The 17,089-nt window shown below is 70.8% G+C and carries 21 protein-coding genes; 12 read left to right on the top strand and 9 right to left on the bottom strand.

Annotated elements, in window-relative coordinates; translation table 11 throughout:
* Nucleotides 1-42: 42 nt before the first annotated feature.
* Both CRM89_RS07575 and CRM89_RS32190 read left to right on the top strand, forming a co-directional pair.
* Nucleotides 43-909 carry a heme ABC transporter ATP-binding protein gene (locus CRM89_RS07575; protein ID WP_098086910.1) on the top strand — a complete coding sequence of 289 codons (867 nt, stop codon included), beginning with the start codon at nt 43-45 and terminating at the stop codon, nt 907-909.
* An 84-nt stretch (nt 910-993) separates the two neighbouring features.
* Nucleotides 994-1,164: a hypothetical protein gene (locus CRM89_RS32190; protein WP_172964405.1), complete on the top strand. Its 171-nt coding sequence runs from the start codon at nt 994-996 to the stop codon at nt 1,162-1,164.
* A 76-nt stretch (nt 1,165-1,240) separates the two neighbouring features.
* Here CRM89_RS32190 and CRM89_RS07565 read toward each other — a convergent pair whose 3' ends face one another.
* Nucleotides 1,241-2,113, bottom strand: a complete 873-nt coding sequence (locus CRM89_RS07565) for an NAD(P)H-binding protein (protein WP_229435022.1) — start codon at nt 2,111-2,113, stop codon at nt 1,241-1,243.
* A gap of 94 nt (nt 2,114-2,207) precedes the next feature.
* Here CRM89_RS07565 and CRM89_RS07560 point away from each other — a divergent pair, with 94 nt between their 5' ends.
* Nucleotides 2,208-2,786, top strand: a complete 579-nt coding sequence (locus CRM89_RS07560) for a TetR/AcrR family transcriptional regulator (protein ID WP_228786471.1) — start codon at nt 2,208-2,210, stop codon at nt 2,784-2,786.
* A gap of 76 nt (nt 2,787-2,862) precedes the next feature.
* Here the strand turns inward: CRM89_RS07560 and CRM89_RS07555 are convergent, their stop codons facing one another.
* From CRM89_RS07555 to CRM89_RS07540, 4 genes are read right to left on the bottom strand one after another with little or no spacing between them, the layout of a single operon-like run.
* Entirely contained in the window at nt 2,863-3,279 is a 417-nt protein-coding gene (locus tag CRM89_RS07555; RefSeq protein WP_098083588.1) for a YrdB family protein, read from the bottom strand.
* A 2-nt stretch (nt 3,280-3,281) separates the two neighbouring features.
* Nucleotides 3,282-5,375, bottom strand: coding sequence for an MMPL family transporter (locus CRM89_RS07550; protein ID WP_098083587.1), 2,094 nt, complete (start codon nt 5,373-5,375; stop codon nt 3,282-3,284).
* Nucleotides 5,376-5,386: 11 nt separating this feature from the next.
* The gene (locus CRM89_RS07545; protein WP_011209452.1) at nt 5,387-5,923 is read right to left on the bottom strand and encodes a hypothetical protein; all 537 of its coding nucleotides are present in this window, start codon (nt 5,921-5,923) and stop codon (nt 5,387-5,389) included.
* A gap of 6 nt (nt 5,924-5,929) precedes the next feature.
* Nucleotides 5,930-6,277 (bottom strand): hypothetical protein, encoded by a 348-nt coding sequence (locus CRM89_RS07540; protein ID WP_060591032.1) that lies wholly within the window; start codon nt 6,275-6,277, stop codon nt 5,930-5,932.
* Between the two features lie 169 nt (nt 6,278-6,446).
* Between CRM89_RS07540 and CRM89_RS07535 the strand changes: the two genes are divergently transcribed.
* Genes CRM89_RS07535 through CRM89_RS07525 form a run of 3 tightly spaced genes read left to right on the top strand, consistent with a single transcriptional unit; the run spans nt 6,447 to nt 8,844 of the window.
* Nucleotides 6,447-7,472: a YncE family protein gene (locus tag CRM89_RS07535; RefSeq protein WP_228804404.1), complete on the top strand. Its 1,026-nt coding sequence runs from the start codon at nt 6,447-6,449 to the stop codon at nt 7,470-7,472.
* A complete protein-coding gene (locus CRM89_RS07530) occupies nt 7,472-7,726 on the top strand; it encodes a DUF5703 family protein (RefSeq protein ID WP_011209449.1) in 255 nt (84 codons plus the stop codon). Before CRM89_RS07535 ends, CRM89_RS07530 begins: the two co-directional genes overlap by 1 nt.
* Before the next feature lie 8 nt (nt 7,727-7,734).
* Nucleotides 7,735-8,844, top strand: a complete 1,110-nt coding sequence (locus CRM89_RS07525; RefSeq protein ID WP_098086909.1) for a quinone-dependent dihydroorotate dehydrogenase — start codon at nt 7,735-7,737, stop codon at nt 8,842-8,844.
* 82 nt (nt 8,845-8,926) lie between these two features.
* Here CRM89_RS07525 and CRM89_RS07520 read toward each other — a convergent pair whose 3' ends face one another.
* On the bottom strand, nt 8,927-9,328 hold the full coding sequence (locus CRM89_RS07520) for a hypothetical protein (RefSeq protein WP_070108886.1): 402 nt from the start codon (nt 9,326-9,328) through the stop codon (nt 8,927-8,929).
* Nucleotides 9,329-9,548: 220 nt separating this feature from the next.
* On the opposite strand from CRM89_RS07520, the gene CRM89_RS07515 reads away from it, so the two are divergent.
* The 5 genes from CRM89_RS07515 (at nt 9,549) to CRM89_RS07495 (ending at nt 14,942) form a co-directional block, all read left to right on the top strand.
* On the top strand, nt 9,549-11,129 hold the full coding sequence (locus CRM89_RS07515) for a PfkB family carbohydrate kinase (protein WP_098083586.1): 1,581 nt from the start codon (nt 9,549-9,551) through the stop codon (nt 11,127-11,129).
* Between the two features lie 45 nt (nt 11,130-11,174).
* On the top strand, nt 11,175-11,945 hold the full coding sequence (locus CRM89_RS07510; protein WP_098083585.1) for a GTP cyclohydrolase II: 771 nt from the start codon (nt 11,175-11,177) through the stop codon (nt 11,943-11,945).
* 196 nt (nt 11,946-12,141) lie between these two features.
* Nucleotides 12,142-13,971, top strand: a complete 1,830-nt coding sequence (locus tag CRM89_RS07505) for a long-chain fatty acid--CoA ligase (RefSeq protein WP_098083584.1) — start codon at nt 12,142-12,144, stop codon at nt 13,969-13,971.
* Between the two features lie 153 nt (nt 13,972-14,124).
* Nucleotides 14,125-14,412, top strand: coding sequence for a DUF4158 domain-containing protein (locus tag CRM89_RS32185; protein WP_098083583.1), 288 nt, complete (start codon nt 14,125-14,127; stop codon nt 14,410-14,412).
* Entirely contained in the window at nt 14,388-14,942 is a 555-nt protein-coding gene (locus tag CRM89_RS07495) for a hypothetical protein (RefSeq protein ID WP_153053912.1), read from the top strand. Before CRM89_RS32185 ends, CRM89_RS07495 begins: the two co-directional genes overlap by 25 nt.
* Nucleotides 14,943-15,015: 73 nt before the next feature.
* On the opposite strand, the gene CRM89_RS30335 is transcribed toward CRM89_RS07495, so the two are convergent.
* Complete coding sequence (locus CRM89_RS30335; RefSeq protein ID WP_127516096.1) at nt 15,016-15,324, bottom strand: hypothetical protein; 309 nt, start codon at nt 15,322-15,324, stop codon at nt 15,016-15,018.
* Between the two features lie 45 nt (nt 15,325-15,369).
* On the bottom strand, nt 15,370-15,567 hold the full coding sequence (locus tag CRM89_RS07490) for a hypothetical protein (protein WP_060591051.1): 198 nt from the start codon (nt 15,565-15,567) through the stop codon (nt 15,370-15,372).
* A 291-nt stretch (nt 15,568-15,858) separates the two neighbouring features.
* On the opposite strand from CRM89_RS07490, the gene CRM89_RS07485 reads away from it, so the two are divergent.
* On the top strand, nt 15,859-16,332 hold the full coding sequence (locus tag CRM89_RS07485; protein WP_098083581.1) for a recombinase family protein: 474 nt from the start codon (nt 15,859-15,861) through the stop codon (nt 16,330-16,332).
* 221 nt (nt 16,333-16,553) lie between these two features.
* On the opposite strand, the gene CRM89_RS07480 is transcribed toward CRM89_RS07485, so the two are convergent.
* The gene (locus CRM89_RS07480; protein ID WP_011209443.1) at nt 16,554-17,081 is read right to left on the bottom strand and encodes a YbhB/YbcL family Raf kinase inhibitor-like protein; all 528 of its coding nucleotides are present in this window, start codon (nt 17,079-17,081) and stop codon (nt 16,554-16,556) included.
* Between the last annotated feature and the right edge of the window lie 8 nt (nt 17,082-17,089).

Genomic DNA, 17,089 nt, shown 5'->3' with positions numbered 1-17,089 from the left:
GAGCACCGCACCGTCGCCCGCATCGCCGCCAAGGAAGCGCCCGTGAGCACCGACCTCGACCGTTCCCGCCTCGGCTCGCTGTTCGCCCGCGGCCACGAGCTGCCCACCGCGCCCGTGCGCGGGCAGGTCACCCTGCGTGCGCGCGGGCTGGTGGTGGAGCGCCGCGGCGGGTCCGGGCCCGCGCGCCGGGTGCTCGACCAGGTCGATTTCGCCGTCGCCGCCGGGGAGATCGTCGCCCTCGTCGGCCCCAACGGCGCGGGCAAATCCACCCTGCTGGCGGCCCTGGCCGGGGAACTGACACCTGCCGCGGGCGGTGTCGAACTCGACGGGCATCCGCTGACCCACTGGTCTCCGCTGGACATGGCGCGCCGGCGCGCGGTACTGCCCCAGACCCACACCGTCGGGTTCCCGTTCACCGCCCGCGAAGTCGTCGCGATGGGACGCGCGCCGTGGGTGCGCACGCCACGCGCCGACCGCGACGACGACCTGATCGCCGCCGCCATGGCCGCCGCCGACGTCACGCACCTGGCCGGGCGCGCGTTCCCCACCCTTTCCGGCGGTGAACGCGCCCGCGTCGCGCTGGCCCGCGTACTGGCCCAGGACACGCCGACGCTGCTGTTGGACGAACCCACCGCCGCCCTCGACCTCGGCCATCAGGAGGCCGTGCTGCGCCTGGCCGCCGACCGCGCCCGCGACGGCGCCGCCGTGGTCGTGGTCCTGCACGACCTCGGTATCGCCGCCGCCTACGCCGACCGCGTCGCGGTCCTGGACTCCGGCCGCGTCGCCGCCGACGGCCCACCCCGAGCCGTCCTCACCACCGACCTGCTCACCCGCGTCTACCAGCACCCGGTCGAAGTCCTCGACCACCCCGTCACCGGCGCCCAACTCGTCCTTCCCGTCCGGAACTAGGGCCGAGCGCGACCGCGTAGCACCGGGTTGCTCGCCGACGATGAACAGGGCACAACCCTGACCCTCCTTCTCGACGAGGCAACCATGCCCGGTCGCGCCCTCCGGATACTGGCAGCGCCGCTGGTGTGCGCGGCGGTGTCGGTTTCGGGCGGCAGCGGTAACGGGCCCGCCTACACCGGGCGGGTGCGGGTCGTCGGTCCCGACGAGTACGACCTCGACCGGGACAACGACGGGATCGGTTGCGAGAGCGGTTGATTGCGGGGTGGGTGGTCGCCGCAGCACCGGTGCTCGAACCTGGCGAGCTGCCTCGCGGCTGCGGGCCCGTGCCGGTTCAGGGCTGGGATCGGGCGGCTTCGACTGCCGCGAGGAGGGCGGGGCGGTGGTCGGTGGCGAATCGGGCGAAGGTGCGGGGTGGGTGGCCGGTCAGGTCGGCCACGGTGGAGGTGGTGGTGGACTGGTCGCCGTCGGCGACCTGCCCGACCAGGACGGCCAGGTCCGCGGCGAAGCGCGGGGGCAGTCCTCGGTCGACGAGGGCGGCGGCCAGGGCGGTGGCCGGTAGCGGCGCGCACGACAGCGGCTGGTCGAGGGCGGTGGCCAGGGTGGCCGCGATGTCGGCGTCGGTCAGTGCGGCCGGGCCGGTCAGTTCGTAGCTGCCGGGGGCCGGGGCGGTGAGCAGGGCGGCGGCGCAGGCGGCGATGTCGCGGCAGTCGATGTAGGCGACGGGGGCTTCGCCGTAGGAGGCGACCAGTTTGCCGTCGGCGGTGAACGCGGCCGGGGACAGGAAGTTCTGCATGTAACCGGTCGGTCGCAGCAGTGACCAGCCCAGGCCACTGGCCTTCAGGTACTCGTCGGTTTCGAAGTGCGCACCTCGGGACAGCGGCGCGCCCGATGCGGCGTGCCACACCGACACCTTGACCACGTGCTCGACACCGGCCGCCCGCGCGGCGTCGATCGCGGCTCGGTGCCATCGGATCATCGGCTGTTCGCCGTCGACCGGGATGGCGCCGGTGCTGTTGAGGAACAGCCGGTCCACCCCGTCCAGCGCCGCGGCCAGCGCGCGCGGGTCGTCGAAATCGCCGACGACATAGTCACATCCGAGTGCGCGTCCGCCGGCGTCGTGGCGGACCAGTGCGCGCAGCGGAGTGCCGTCGCGGTGCAGTGCGCGGACCAGATGGTTGCCGATGGAGCCGGTCGCTCCGGTCACCAGGATCACTGGCGTCGTCCCTTCGCCGATCTGGCACCCGCCCACCGGATAACCTGAGGGTGCCTCGACCTATTGAAGTCGAGGGTGCCTCGACTTGGCAAGGGAGACGATGGACCGCACCCGCAGACCGCGCGCCGATGCCCGCCGCAACTACGAACGCCTGCTCACCGAAGCCGACGCCGTCTTCCGGGCCGAGGGCGCGCACGCGTCGCTGGAGAAGATCGCCCGCCGCGCCGGTGTCGCGATCGGCACCCTCTACGGCCACTTCCCCACCCGGCGCGCCCTGGTCGGCGCGCTGCTGCGCGAGCGCAACACGGCCCTGTTCGCCGCGGCCGAGGACCTGCTCGCCGACCCCGACCCCGGCGCGGCGCTGACCCGCTGGGTGCACGCGGTGATCGAGCACGCCGCCGCTTACCAGGGGTTGGCCGCGCTGCTGGCCGACGGGCTCGGCGACGAGGGCTCGGAACTGCACGAGTCCTGCGCCCGCATGAACGCGCTCGGCGAAGCGATCCTCGCGCGCGCCCGCACCGTGGGCGCGGTCCGCGCCGACGTGACCGCCGACGACCTGTTCGCCCTGATGAACGCCGCGGCCTGGGCGCGGGAACACCTGCCCCGCCCCGGCGCCGACCGCCTCGTCACCCTCACCCTCACCGGAATGCGCGCCCACCCCTGAGAGCGGAAAGCGCCGCGGACAACTCCGCACCAGCGCGAAACCGCCTACAAGCGGAAGCGGTGCGCCGCAACGAGACTCAGCGACCCTCGTCCTCGCGGTCGAGCTCGCGCGCGATCGCCTTCTCGCGCGGGGACATCCGCACCGTCAAGGTGCCCTGCGTCAGCACCCGCGCCAGCGCGTTGACCGCCCACACCCCGGCGAAGGCGATGCCGGCCAGCGGATGCCACGCCACCGCCCAGGCGATCGCGCCGCCGCCGAACCACACGCACTCGAGGGCCACACGCCAGCCGCCGGTGAGCGGGAAGCGCGCGTCGGCCGCGGCGCCGAACAGCGCCCACATCGCGATGAACACCGCGGGCGCCAGCACACCGGCCGCGGCCCGGGTCAGCGGACCGGCGGGCAGGGTGAACCCCCACCAGGCCGCGCCCGCGATCACCCCCAGCTCCAGCAGGAACATCACCAGCAGGACGACGTCGGTGGCGGCGCGGCGCATGGTCACCTCCAGATCAGTTTGAGCACGGCCGGGGTGAGCAGCAGCCGGATCACCGTGGCATCGATCAGCAGTGCCGCGATCATGCCGTAGGCGATGTATTTCATCAGCACCAGATCCGAGAACCCGAACGCGCCGGTGACCACGATGAGGATCGCGGCGGCGGAGGTGATGACGCTGCCGGTGTGGGCGATGCCGTAGCGGATCGCCTCGGGCGGGTCGGCGCCGCCCGCACGGGCCTCCGCGACCCGCGAGAGCAGGAACACCTCGTAGTCGGTGGACAGCCCGAAGATCACCGTCACGATCAACGCCAGCACCGCGAACATCAACGGCCCCGGGGTGAAATGGAACAGCCCGGCCCCGTGCCCCTCGACGAAGATCCAGGTCAGGATGCCGAGCGTGGTCAGCAGGCTCAGCGCGCTCATCACCACCGCCTTGACCGCCAGCACCACCGAACGGAACGCGGCGTACATGATCAGCAGCGCGGTGGTGACCAGGATCGCCAGCAGCGCGGGCAGCCCCTCGAGCAGTCCGTTGATACTGTCGCGTTCGAGCGCGGGCACCCCGGCCACCATCACCTGCACCCCCGGCGGTTCGGGGATCGCGCGCAGCGCCGCGATCACCGCGTCGGCGTCGCGTTTGTCGACCAGGCCCGCGTTGAGCACGTTGATGCCGTCGGTGGTCGCCGCGGCGGGTTCGAAACGGCCGGTGAGGCCAGGCACCTGGTTGGCGGCGTGGCGGATCTCGCCGAGCTGGGCGGCGTCGGCGCCGACCACCACCAATTTCAGCGGCTCGGTGCGGAAACCGGGGAACAACTCGTCGAAGCGTTCCTGCGCCACCCTGGCCGGATTGTCCTGGGCCAGATAACGTTCGCTGATACCGCCGAACTCGATGTGGCGCAACGGGATCGCCAACGCCAGCAGCGCCAGCACGATCGACACCGACACCGCCCACGGCCTGCGCATCGCGAACCGCGCCAGCCGCGAGAAGAACCCGGCATCGATCTCGGCGTCGGTCTTGCCGCGGGCGAACCGGTGCCAGCCCAGCAAATCGATGCGCCGCCCGACGATGGCCAGCGCCGCGGGCAGCGCCGTCACCGACAGCACCGCCGCCAGCAGCACCGAGCTGATGCCGCCGTAGGGCACCGAGCGCAGCACCCCGTTGGGGAAGATGAACAGCGCCGCCAGGCTCACCGCGATGATCGCCGCCGAGAACAGCACCGTGCGGCCCGCGGTGGCCACGGTGCGCGCGGTGGCCTCCTCGACACTGCGGCCTGCCGCCAGCTCCTCCCGGAACCGGGTGACGGTGAACAGCCCGTAGTCGATGGCCAGCCCCAGGCTGACCAGCGTCATCACCGCGTTGGCGAAGACGTTGACATCGATGTGGTCGGTGAGCGCGCGCAGGATGCCCTGGGTGCCCAGGATCGTCATGCCGCCGATCAGCACCGGCAACAGCGCGCCGATCACCCCGCCGAACACGAAGTACAGCAGGATCGCCACCAACGGCAACGCGATCAGCTCGGCGCGGTGGATGTCGGTCTGCATGCCGATGTTGATGCCCTCGACGATCGGCTGCAACCCGGCCAGCTGCACCGTCGTGCCGCCCGGCCCGCCGCCCGGGTCGTTCGCCGCCAGCGCGTCCTTGATCGCCAGGTAGTTCTCCACCGTGGCGGTGCCGTCCCCGCGCAGCCCGACGCTGGCGAAGGCGTGCGTGCGGGAGGCGTCGGTGGCCTGGGCGGCGAACGGGCTGTCCCAGTAGCTGTCGATCTTGAGGACGCGGTCGGGATAGCGGGCCAGCAGCTCGGCCAGGTGGGCGGTCACCGGCCCGCGCACCTCCGCGTCGTCGACGGTGCGGCCCGCCGGAGCGGTGTAGAGCAGGATCAGGTCGCTGTCGGTGTCGCGGCCGAAGGTGGAATCGGCCAGCTTCGCCGCCGCCACCGACTCGCTGGCCTCGTCGAACCAGCCCTCCTGGGTGAACCGCTGGTTCAGGTCGCGGCCGAAGTAACCCGACAGCAGCACCGCGACGGCGACGACGGCGAGCACGAGAAAGCGATGCCGGTGGACGAAACGCCCCCACCGCAGGGACCCCGCATGCAGCATGGCGCCGGGCGCTACCCGCAGGCGGGCGTGCGATAGTCGGCCGAGCGCAGGATGCCGCACAGGTCGGTGCGCGAGATCTTCCAGCGCCCGTCCAGGTAGACGAAGTGCACGACGGTCGTGCGCACCGCGGTGCCGGTGCCGTCCTTGTCGAGCTTCATCGTCGCGGTCAGGGTGCCGTCGCGGTTGTCGAAGACCGGGTCGGTGACGCCGTAGACGGCGCGCGGATTGTCCTGCAACGCCCGGTACATGTCGGGGATGGCGTCGCGGAAGGCCTCCCCGTCCTCGATGAGGGCGGTGCGTTCACTGTCGGGCAGGGCCGGATCGAGCGCGCGTTTGATCTGCGCGTCGAGTTCGGCGGCGGTGGGGATGTGCCGGTTGGCGATCTCGCTCGAGGTCGCCGCCGCCGAGGAGGACAGCGCGGCGACGGCCTTGGAGCGGGCGGCGTCGACGGCGGCCTCGTCGGGGCCCGAACTGCAGGCGGCGGCCACGCCCACGGTGAGCAGGGCGGCCGCGGCGAGCGCGGTTCGGGTCGATCGTGTGGAGTGCATCACTACCTACATACCATCTAGGACGGATCCCAGTCGTCCCAGCAGGGCGCGGACGGTGACACCGCGGCCGTCGCCGTCGGGCGCGGCCACCGGGATCAGATCCCGGACCAGGGCCACGACGCTGCGTTCGTCGTCGAGGTCGACATCGGTCACCGTCGCCTCGGCGACGGCGACCACGTCCTCGGGGGCGGGCACCGCGGTGTCCAGGTCGGCGCGGTAGATCTCCAGGGTCAGCGTGGCGCGCACGGTGCGGAAGGCGAAGGGTCGCCCGTCCTCGGTGGTGCCGAAACCGTGCGCGAACCGGCCGACCGTCACATCCTCGACGGTGAACCCCGCTCGCTGCTCGGCGGTCACATTCGATCTCCCTGGCTCGGACGCTGTTGCTGTTCACCGTAACGCCGGTCACCGACACCGCGACCCGCCGGACCCGGTCGGCCGGTGTGTCGGGCCCGCATGGTCAGATGGAGTGTCGCGGTTCGGTCCGGTGGTGAAGGAGTTCGGTGGGATGCGCCCAGGCGGCACGATGTCGGCGACCCTGTTGGGCGCGGTGGCGCTGCTGGTGCTGAGCGGCTGCTCCGCCGAGGACGCCGATTCCAAGGTGCCCACCCGCGAACCGGCGACCGCCGCGCCCGCCCCGGCCACCACCGTCCCCGCCGAAGGCACGGTGTTCGGTCCGGCCGATCCGGTCCGCGCGTTGCTCGCCGAATCCGGCACCGGCCGCCTGGCGGTCCTCGCCTCGAGCGGCGAGGCCGCCACCACCCTGCTCCTGATCGACCCCGCCGCCGCCGGCGATGTCCCCGACGTGCCGGCGCAGACGATCACCCTGCCCGCCGCCGGTGTCGCGCTCGCGCAGGGCGCCCCCGGGGAGGTGCTGATTCCGATGCGCGACCGCGTGGTGCGCGTGGACGCCACCACCGGCGCGCAGAGCGAGATCCCCGTGCCCGGGGAGCTGCGCTCGGTCGCCCGCGCCGACGACGGCACCCTGGTCGTCGGCGCCGCCGACGGCGAGGTCAGCACGATCGCCGCCGACGGCCGCGTGGAGCACAGCCTGGACGGACTGGTCTCCGCCGACGTGGTCGTTCGGGCCGGGGAGCGGCTGGCCGTGCTGGACCGCCGCCAGAGTTCGGTCACCGAGATCAGCCCCGGCGCCGACCACCTCGGGCTGGCGCTGCGGGCCGGGGAAGGCGCGGCGAACATGATCGCCGACCACTTCGGCCGGGTGCTGGTCACCGACACCGCCGACGGGGAACTGCTGGTCTACACGACCGGACCGCTCGTGTTGCGTCAGCGTTTCCCGGTAGGATCGTCGCCTTACGCGCTCGCCTACGATCGCCGCTCGGAGACCGTGTGGGTGACGTGCACGCAGAGCAACGAGGTCGTCGGGTTCGACCTGTCGACGGGTATTCCGCAGGAGGTGGGCCGCTACCCCACGGTGCGGCAGCCGAACACGGTGACCGTCGACGACCGCACCGGTGACCTGTATGTCGGATCCGCGGCCGGTGAGGGCCTGCAGCGGATTCCGGCGGACCGGCTGAAGAGAGGGCAGTGATGGCGTCCAGGAGCTCCCGCACAGCGTTGCCTGCCGGTTGGGAGACCGGCAGCGACAGCGACGACTACGAGTACGTGCCGCTGCGGCTGCCCAAGGACGTGACCCGGGTGACCGCCTCGATGCGCCTGGCCATCCAGGCCGAGTTCGGCGGCTGGGAGCTCTCCCGCGTGCGCGCCTACACCGACGGCAGCCGCAAGGTGCTGCTGCGCCGCCGCAAGTCGGCGCTACTACCCCAGCCGGAACCGGGGATGTGACCGGCCGGATGTATGCGCTGCTGCTTCGTGTGATGTTCCTGGTGCCGCCGGAACGCATCCACCATCTCGCCTTCGCCGCGATGCGGGTGGCGGCCCGCTTCGCCCCCACCCGGGCGCTGGTGCGGCGCCTGGCCGTGGTCGACGACCCGATCCTGCACAGCACCGTGTTCGGGGTGCCCTTCCGCGCCCCGCTGGGGCTGGCCGCCGGATTCGACAAGAACGCCGAGGGTGTCGACGTGTGGGGGCCCTTCGGGTGGGGATTCGCCGAGATCGGCACCGTCACCGCGCAAGCCCAGCCGGGCAATCCGGCGCCGCGGCTGTTCCGGCTGCCCGCCGACCGCGCCCTGATCAACCGGATGGGGTTCAACAACCACGGCGCCGCCCGCGCCGCCGAGCAGCTGCGCGCCCGCACCGCCACCGTGCCCATCGGCGCCAACATCGGCAAGACCAAGGTCGTCGAGCCCGCGGGCGCGGCCGCCGACTACGCCACCAGCGCCGCCCTGCTCGGTCCGCTGGCCGATTTCGTCGTCGTCAACGTCAGCTCCCCCAACACCCCCGGCCTGCGCGACCTGCAGGCGGTCGAGTCGCTGCGGCCGCTGCTGCGCACCGTGCTCGAGACCGTCGCCGACGGCGGTCGCAGCGTGCCGGTGCTGGTGAAGATCGCCCCCGACCTGTCCGACGAGGACATCGACGCCGTCGCCGACCTGGCCGTGGAGCTGGGCCTGGCCGGGATCGTGGCCACCAACACCACCATCCGCCGCGACGGGCTGCACACCGACCCCGAGGACGTCGCCGCGATGGGCGCGGGCGGGTTGTCGGGCGCGCCGGTGGCCGACCGCTCCCTCGAGGTGCTGCGCAGGCTCTACCGCCGCGTCGGCGACCGGCTGGCGCTGATCTCGGTCGGCGGCATCGAAACCCCCGAGCAGGCCTACCAGCGGGTCCTGGCCGGTGCCAGCCTGCTGCAGGGCTACACCGGCTTCATCTACGGTGGCCCGTTCTGGACCAGGAAGATCCACCGCGGCCTGGCCGAGCTGCTGTGCCGCGACGGCTACACCAGCCTCGCCGAGGCCGTCGGCGCCGAACACCGCGGGCCCCAACCCCAGGCCGACACCGCCTGAGCGGGTCAGCGGCCGGAGGCGGCAGCGCAGGCTCACCACGCAGGCCGCCCCGCACGGGCGCAATCCGATACCGCCTGAACGGTCAGGCGGGTTCGGCTTCGAGCCAGTCGAGTGGGGTCTCGGGCTCCTCGGTTTCCGGTGCCGCCGGGCCGGGGCAGCCGGGCGGTTGCGGCACGGGTTCGCCCTCGCGGGTGCGCAACCGGGTCAGGATCCGCTTGGAGATCAGGATCAACGCCTGTTCCCACAGGATTCCGAGCCGGTCGGCGCGCTCGGCCATCCTGGCGTGGGCGAACCGGTCGCCGACGGCGGCGGGGTCGCTGAGCAGTTCGTCGAGTTCCATACCGGCGCGGGCCTGTTCGCGGGTGAGCAGCCGGTCGGGTAGCCAGCTCAGCCGCCAGCGGCGCGGGCCGTCTCCGGTTTCCCGGCACGCCCACTCGGGAGTCACGTCGCTGGTCATGGTCCAGGCGGTTTCGTGGACGGTCATGGCTGCCTCCCCTGGCGGCGCTGCGTCGCGGTAGGTCCAGTGTGGCGGTCTCGCCACCGCGATCGCCACCTTTTTCGGCAGTTGCCGCGTGCGAAGCGGCATTTGCCGGGACACTAGGAGAATTCACCGCCGCAGCGGTGGCTAAACGCGCGCCCGGCGCTTAGGGTGAGCCGCAAGATCATCACCGCACCGCTGCCCGAGGACGGAGGACGGATCGCGTATGGCGCCGCACGACACCGGCACCGTCGCCGTCCGCAACATCCTCACCCGGTTGTGCAAACGTTCCGGGCTCAGCGCCGACCGGTTGCGCACCACCGAAATCGACGTCGCGCCGCTGCTGGAACTGCCCGTCATCCGCCGCCGCGCCCACCGCGACCGGGCCGCGCCCGAGGCCGTCGTCGCGCCGGTCGTGCGCGAGCTGGCCGCCCGGCTGGCGCCCAGTGACCGCTTCATCGTCGACGCCGCCCTCGCGCTCGGCCTCTGGCGCGCCGAGCCACCCGCCGGCGTCGACCCCGACCGGCTCTACGCCCCCGATCTCGGCGAACGGCGCGCGTCCCTGGCCGAGTACTGGCACACATTGCACGCCGCCACCGACGCCGACCCGAATCCGCCGGAACTCACCGTGCGTTCACTGCGCACCAACCCCGAACGCCGCGCCTTCACCGCGCTGGCCGCCCTGCTCGACGCCGACCCCGGCTACGGCGAACCCGGCTACGGCGAACCCGGCTACGGCGACCACGGATACGACGACACCGATGACGCGACAGCCCGGTCCGAGGCACCCGCCGCGCACACCGCCCCGCTCGGCCGCATCACCGTGGTCGGCGACGCGGTGATCGACCACATCTACCGCACCGATCGCCTCCCGGCCGAGGATGCCCCCGCCAAGGGCCGCTTCGCCGAACATCTCGGCGGCAAGGGCCTCAATCGGGCGGTCGCGGCGGCCCGGCTCGGCTTCCGGGTGCAGCTGATGGCCGCGGTCGGCGACGATCCGGCCGGGCGGCGCATCCTGCGCGCGCTGCGCCGCGAGGACGTCGGCACCGACCTGGTGCGCATCGCCGCCGGGGAGCCGACCCCGGTGGCGGCACTGATCGTGACCGCCACCGGCGCCTACGGCGTCATCGGCCGCGGTGACGACGCGGTGCGGCTGAGCGCCGAGGATCTCACCACACCTGCCGCGCTGGCCGCGCTCACCGACTGCGACGCGCTGCTGCTGACCTTCGAGCAACCCACTCCGGTGCTCGAACAGGTCCTGCGGCTGCTGCGGGCCGGAGCCCGCACCCGGCCCCGGCTGTTCGTGCAGCCCACCCCGCCGCTGGAGGCGCCGCAGTACCTGTACGAGTTCTTCGACCGCATCGACTATCTGATCGGCACGCCCGGTGAACTGGCCCAGCTCGTCGGCGCCGACCCCGCCGCGGTCGGATCGGAGACCGAGGAACAGGTGGTGCACCGGTTGCGCGCGCTCGGCGTCGACTGCGTGTGCGTGGTCGAGGGGTTGCACTGCCGGGTGCGCTCGGCCGCGCTCACCCTCGACGTGCCGCGCCCGGCCGCCGCGCATCTGGACGAATCCCCCGGCGCGCCGGCGGCTTTCGTCGCCGCGCTGGCGCGCCGGCTGGCCGGGCACGGCTGGAGCGCGGCCGAGCCCGCCGATTTCGCGTGGGCGACCGCGGCGATGGCGGCCACCCAGTCCTTCGGTGAGATCCCGCACGCCATGCCCGCGGCCGCGCAGATCGATCGGATCGCGGGCTTCACCACCCATGCCGCGGCCGGCGCCGAATACCTCACCGGCGGCACCGGCTGACCCCGCACCTCGCCCATTCCCTTTCGCGCATGCTTCGGAGGAGCATTGACCACAGTCGACCCCGGCACGGACACCGCGCATCGCCTGACCCGCAAGGGCGCCGAGCTGACCGTCCGGGTCCGGGAGTTACCCGCCGACCGCGACGGCGGCTCGGTGCTGGTGTTCGGGGAGATCGGCCAGGACTGCCTGGTGCGCATCCACTCGCGCTGCCTCTACGGTGACGCACTGCAGTCCGACGACTGCGATTGCGGCCCCGAACTCGAACGGTCCATGGACCTGATCCAGGCCGAGGGGCGCGGCGTGCTGGTGTATCTGGACCAGGAGGGCCGCGGCGCCGGGCTCGTCGCCAAGGCGCGTGGCCTGCGCGAGGCCGAGCGCACCGGCGCGGACACCTTCACCGCCTATACCCGCCTGGGCTATCCCGAGGACGCGCGGTCGTTCCGGCTCGCCGCCGCCGCGATCGCCGAGCTCGGCCTGCGCCGAGTGCGGCTGCTGACCAACAACCCCGACAAGGCCGCCGCGCTCACCGATCTGGGTGTCGCGGTGACCGTGGTGCCGTTGACCACCCGTCCGCGCAGTGCCCGGGCGCGGAAGTACCTGCAGGACAAGCGGGCTCGGCGCAGGCATTGGCTGCCCGAGCCGTCGGCGCCGTGGGCGGCCGGGCTGGCCGGGCCCGAGAGCACGATGGTGCTGCCGGTGCTGCCCGATGACGCCGGCTGGGACGAGGACGGCGCGGGGGCGGTCGGCGGGACGCGCCGCTCCCGGTGGGGGTGGCTGCGCGGCGAGGGGGCCGGCACCGCCGCGCGCCGGTCCTGACGGCGTCGATCCGGACGTAACGGGCAGCACCGCGGTCCGGATGTGGCTACCATGAGTGAGCTACGCCACTCGCCCGCACCTCGGGTGTGAGATAATGAGATATCGGCACCACCATTGTTTCAGGGTTTGCGCGGCCGCGGCCGGGTGACCCCGAGGCGCACGAGTCGGGTTCACGACGACATCGGGAACAGGGAATATGAGCACTTCAGAAATCGGTTTCGCGCACGAGTCAGGCAAGACGGTGTACACCGTTCCCGAGGCGTTCCAGGAGACCCTCACGCTGCGCCCCGACCAGGTCGCGCTGCGGACCGTCGGCGGCACCACCGAGATCACCTGGCGCGAATACGGTGAACGGGTGCGCGCCCTGGCCGCCGGACTGGCCGCCCTCGGCCTGAAGCACGGCGACACGATGGGCATCATGCTCACCAACCGGCCGGAGTTCAACCTGATCGACACCGCCGCCCTGCACGTGGGCGCCACCCCGTTCTCGGTGTACAACACCAGCTCCGCCGAGCAGATCACGCACCTGTTCGGCAACGCGGGCAACAAGATCGTCGTCACCGAGCAGGCCTTCCTCGACGTCATCCGCGCCACCGGCGTCGCACTCGACCACATCATCGTCGTCGACGGCCCCGCCACCGGCACCCTCACCCTGGCCGAGGTGGAAGCCAACCCGCTGGCCGACTTCGACTTCGACGCCGCCTGGCGCGCGGTGCGCAACGACGACCTGGCCACCCTGATCTACACCTCCGGCACCACCGGCCCGTCCAAGGGCGTGGAGATCACCCACGCCAACGTGCTCGCCCAGATCACCGCGCTGGTCAGCGGCCCGCTGCGGGTCGGCCTGGACGACCGCGCGGTGTCCTACCTACCCGCCGCGCACGTCGCCGACCGCATCTCCGGGCACGCCATCAACCTGGTCACCGGCATCCAGATCACCACCGTGCCCGACCCGCGCGAGATCGCCGCCGCCCTGCCCGACGCCCGCCCCACCACCTTCTTCGGCGTGCCGCGGGTGTGGCAGAAGATCAAGGCCGGGGTGGAGGCCAAGCTCGCGAGCGAGCCGAGCCCGGTGAAGAAGAAGCTCGCCACCTGGGCGATCGAGACCGGTGTGGCGGCCGCGCGCGCCGACCTGGCCGGCAAGGGCCGCTCCCCCGTGCTGGCCGTGCAGCACCGGCTCGCCGAGAAACTGGTGCTGTCCAAGCTGCGCGCCGCGCTCGGCTTCGACGAGCTCAAGGTCGCCGCCTCGGGCGCCGCGCCCATTCCCGCCGAGATCCTCGAGTTCTACCTCGGTCTCGGCTTCACCGTCAGCGAGGTGTGGGGCATGTCGGAGACCACCGGCGTGGGCACCTACACCGAACTGGACAAACCCCGCCCCGGCTCGGTCGGGCGCCCCGTCGACGGGGTGGAGGTGCGCCTGGACGCCGACGGCGAGGTGCTCATCCGCGGCCCCATCGTCACCCGCGGCTACCGCAACATGCCCGACAAGACCGCCGAGGCGATCGACGCCGAGGGCTGGCTGCACACCGGCGATGTCGGCACCCTCGACGAGGACGGCTACCTGCGCATCATCGACCGCAAGAAGGAACTGATCATCAACGAGGCGGGCAAGAACATCGCCCCCAGCAACATCGAGAACGCCGTCAAGGCCGCGTCCTCGCTGGTCGGTCAGGTCGTCGCGATCGGTGACGCCAAGCCCTACATCACCGCCCTGATCGTGCTCGACCCCGACATCGTGGCCCTGCGCGCCAAAGACCTCGGCGCCACCGACGCCGACCTGCCCACCCTGGTGCGCCGCCGCGAGATCGTCGACGAGGTGCACGCCGCGGTGAAGGCGGGCAACACCAAGCTCTCGCGGGTGGAGCAGATCAAACGCTTCACCATCGTCGGCGCGGTGTGGGAGCCCGGCGGCGACGAGCTGACCCCGAAGATGTCGCTCAAGCGCAAGCCGATCGCCGAGAAGTACGCCACCACCCTCGCCGAGCTCTACGCCGACCCGGCGCCCGAGCACATCGTCAACGTCTGAGGACCGTGTCACCAGCCGCAAGTCGGGGTGAATGCCGAGCATACGAGCAGTATCGATCCGTCGTCTGCCGTAATTGTCCTGTGCTGGTGGTGATTTCGGTGTCGCTTGCGCGGCTGTGGCGCGTGAGGTGGACCAGGACGAACTGATCGATGCGTGGACGATCGAGGTGATGAGCCGAACCTGATCGGCGGCAAGCGGGGCGCTACACGGCTGGGGTTCACGATTCTGCTCCGCTTTTACACCGAGCGGGGCCGGTTTCCACGCGGCCGCTCCGAGATCCCAGACGAGGCGATCGCCTACGTGGCCCGCCAGATCGGTGTGGATCGCACCGAAATCGCGTTCTACGACTGGTCTGGTCAGAAGGATCGAGTACCACCGTGCCCAGGTCAGTCAGGCGCTCGGGTTCCGCGAATGCAGTGTGGCCCGATGCCGATGCGTTGACGTGGTGGCTGGTCGAGGAGGTCACCCAGGTCGAGCGCAGCGGTGAGCGGGTGCGCGAACATTTGCTGGCCGAGCTGCGCCGCCGCAAGCTGGAGCCACCGACGACTGGCCGGATCGACCGGATCGTCGCGGCGGGGTTGAGCCGCGGGGAGGAGGTGCTATTCGACCGGGTGATGTCGCGGTTGTCGACCGAGGTGGTGGCCAGGCTGGTCGCGCTGGTCGCCCCGGCCGCTGACGAGGCGGGCGAGCTGGAAGGCGGGAGCGCGGTGCTGGCGTCGATCCGGTCAGATCCGGGTAACGTCAGTTCGAACACGATGCTCACCGAGATCGCCAAGCTCGAAGCGGTCCGCGAGATCGGCGTCCCGGTCGAGGTGTTCGCCGACATCGCGCCGAAGACCGCGAAGAACTGGCGGGCTCGCGCCGCGGTGGAGTCACCGAGCCATCTGCGTGGGCATCCGCTGCGGGTGAAGTGCTACGCTGCGCAGAGCCCAAACCTTGCCCCACAGTGGCTGATTCAGGCGATGGCCTGACGGCATATGCTCGCTGGTCAAGGAGGAACCAGCTACAGTAGCCGCAAGCGCACCGTCTCCACTTCCTCGGTCCCTACCGAGGAAGTTCGACACCCGCAGGAAGGTCGTACTCTTTGAGTACGACCGCATCGCTATAGTCGAAATCGAAATCTTCGTCATCGCGAGAAACCCTGAACTGGATCTTCAAGTACAGCTCAGGGTTGTGAGACTTGAAAGGCTCGAGCGAGACCCGATGAGAGATGTCGAACGGGTCGGTCAGCGTACCTTCCCAGGAGCCACCGAATTCTTCGATATAGCTCCGTATGGTTCGGCCTGGACGGCCGATCCTCTCAACCGGATTCAGCGCGGTCGCTTCAGCGGTGATTCTGACGCGATTCGTCATTGATGGCAGCTCCCGAATACCTTGATGAAGGATTGCACTCTAAGCTTAAACCCTCGTATACACCAGCTCGCCGTTGCACCTCTCGACCAGGAACTTCCCATCCTGGGTGAGGCCCACCACCGCACAGCCGTCATCCGCGACGGCATTCGCAACGGCCGGGCTGATCACCGCCATACCAGCGATGGAACCGAATGTGAGTGCCGAGCCGGCGGCGACGGCAGCGACGATCTTCTTCAGCTTCATGATGCCCCTAACGGTTTTCGATTTCTTGGGTCCCTTCAGCGGCGCTGAAGGTGTAGGGGGTGCGAGCCGGATTTCGAGAGACGGCAGGGTTCAGCGCCCCTCCTTGCCGAACTCGACGACAGGGTCGCAAAGTGAGCGTCAGCGTGACTGTCCTCATTTCGCCCCCCCCCAAATCGCCCTAGCGATCCCTGTTAATAGGTTTGACGGCTCTGCGGCTCAACGGGTTCCAACCCGAGCCAGTGACCTAGGTCACATATATGGCCCGAATCGGTCACAGCGTGGGGAGCTTTCATGCGAGTTGGCTATGTCCGGGTGAGTTCGGTGGATCAGAACACCGTCCGACAACTCGACGGGATCGCCGTCGATCGGATGTTCACCGACAAGGCATCCGGGAAAGACACCGAACGGCCCGAGCTCGACGAGCTGATCGCCTTCGTGCGCGAGGGCGACACCGTGTTCGTGCATTCGATGGACCGGCTCGCACACAACCTCGACGACCTACGCCATCTGGTGTGGGTGTTGACAGGCAAGGGGGTGCGGGTCGAATTCGTCAAGGAGTCATTGACGTTCACCGGTGAAGATTCACCGATGGCGACGTTGTTGCTCTCGGTCATGGGTGCCTTCGCCGAGTTCGAACGGTCATTGATCCTCGAACGGCAACGCGAGGGCATCGCGGCCGCCAAGGCTCAAGGCGTCTATACCGGTCTCGGGATCAATCGTGACACCGTGTACAGCTACCTTCGGGCTGGCACCGCTGCGGAGTGAATCAGGAAGGCACTACCAGAGGGCGATCGCGAATCGACCCGGCATTCCTGGAACTTGCCCAGGTCGGCGATGTCATCGTCTACGTCGACGGGCACGTAATGGTCGGGAGCAATCGGCGCCTTGCGGCTGGTGCCACGATTCCCCGGCACCCCTCAACGTCCGACCCGGAAATACCGTCGGGGCCCCGGACCGGGAAGTCCGGGGCCCCGACGCGTGCGGGACTACTTCTGCTCGTAGGTGGCCACGATCGTGCCGCGGGCCAGGGTGTGGGAGAACAGGTTGAACCCGAGCACCGCGGGGGTGGTGTTCTTGTCCAGGCCCAGCCGCTCGGTGTCCACCGCGTGCACCACGATGAAGTAGCGGTGCGGGCCGTGCCCGGGCGGCGGGGCCGCGCCGACGTAACCGTAGGAGCCCGCGTCGTTGCGCAGGGTCAGCGAGCCGGTCGGCAGCCCGGCGTCGTTGTCGGCGGCGCCGCTGGGGATCGAGGTGACATCGGCGGGGATGTCACACACCGCCCAGTGCCAGAAGCCCGACGCCGTCGGGGCGTCCGGGTCGAACACCGTCACCGCGAAACTCTTGGTCTCCGGCGGGAAACCCGACCAGGACAGCTGCGGGGAGATGTCCTTGCCGCCCGCGCCCATCACACCGCTGACCTGCTCGCTGGCGAAGGGCTGACCATCGGTGACGTCCTGCGAGGTGACCGTGAAGGTGGGCACCTGCGGGAGTGCGTCGTAGGGGTTGTAAGCCATGGCTTCCT

The sequence above is a fragment of the Nocardia sp. FDAARGOS_372 genome, assembly GCF_002554515.1.
GTDB lineage: Bacteria > Actinomycetota > Actinomycetes > Mycobacteriales > Mycobacteriaceae > Nocardia > Nocardia farcinica.
This window is presented reverse-complemented; position numbering and strand designations above follow the sequence as displayed.

Bases quoted from the DNA above. Each gene is read 5' to 3' on its own strand.
- CRM89_RS32190 (WP_172964405.1), top strand. From the start codon at position 994: ATGCCCGGTCGCGCCCTCCGGATACTGGCAGCGCCGCTGGTGTGCGCG.
- CRM89_RS07555 (WP_098083588.1), bottom strand. From the start codon at position 3,279: ATGCGCCGCGCCGCCACCGACGTCGTCCTGCTGGTGATGTTCCTGCTG.
- CRM89_RS07550 (WP_098083587.1), bottom strand. From the start codon at position 5,375: ATGCTGCATGCGGGGTCCCTGCGGTGGGGGCGTTTCGTCCACCGGCAT.
- CRM89_RS07545 (WP_011209452.1), bottom strand. From the start codon at position 5,923: ATGCACTCCACACGATCGACCCGAACCGCGCTCGCCGCGGCCGCCCTG.
- CRM89_RS07535 (WP_228804404.1), top strand. From the start codon at position 6,447: ATGTCGGCGACCCTGTTGGGCGCGGTGGCGCTGCTGGTGCTGAGCGGC.
- CRM89_RS07530 (WP_011209449.1), top strand. From the start codon at position 7,472: ATGGCGTCCAGGAGCTCCCGCACAGCGTTGCCTGCCGGTTGGGAGACC.
- CRM89_RS07525 (WP_098086909.1), top strand. From the start codon at position 7,735: ATGTATGCGCTGCTGCTTCGTGTGATGTTCCTGGTGCCGCCGGAACGC.
- CRM89_RS07520 (WP_070108886.1), bottom strand. From the start codon at position 9,328: ATGACCGTCCACGAAACCGCCTGGACCATGACCAGCGACGTGACTCCC.
- CRM89_RS07515 (WP_098083586.1), top strand. From the start codon at position 9,549: ATGGCGCCGCACGACACCGGCACCGTCGCCGTCCGCAACATCCTCACC.
- CRM89_RS07505 (WP_098083584.1), top strand. From the start codon at position 12,142: ATGAGCACTTCAGAAATCGGTTTCGCGCACGAGTCAGGCAAGACGGTG.
- CRM89_RS30335 (WP_127516096.1), bottom strand. From the start codon at position 15,324: ATGACGAATCGCGTCAGAATCACCGCTGAAGCGACCGCGCTGAATCCG.
- CRM89_RS07490 (WP_060591051.1), bottom strand. From the start codon at position 15,567: ATGAAGCTGAAGAAGATCGTCGCTGCCGTCGCCGCCGGCTCGGCACTC.
- CRM89_RS07485 (WP_098083581.1), top strand. From the start codon at position 15,859: ATGCGAGTTGGCTATGTCCGGGTGAGTTCGGTGGATCAGAACACCGTC.
- CRM89_RS07480 (WP_011209443.1), bottom strand. From the start codon at position 17,081: ATGGCTTACAACCCCTACGACGCACTCCCGCAGGTGCCCACCTTCACG.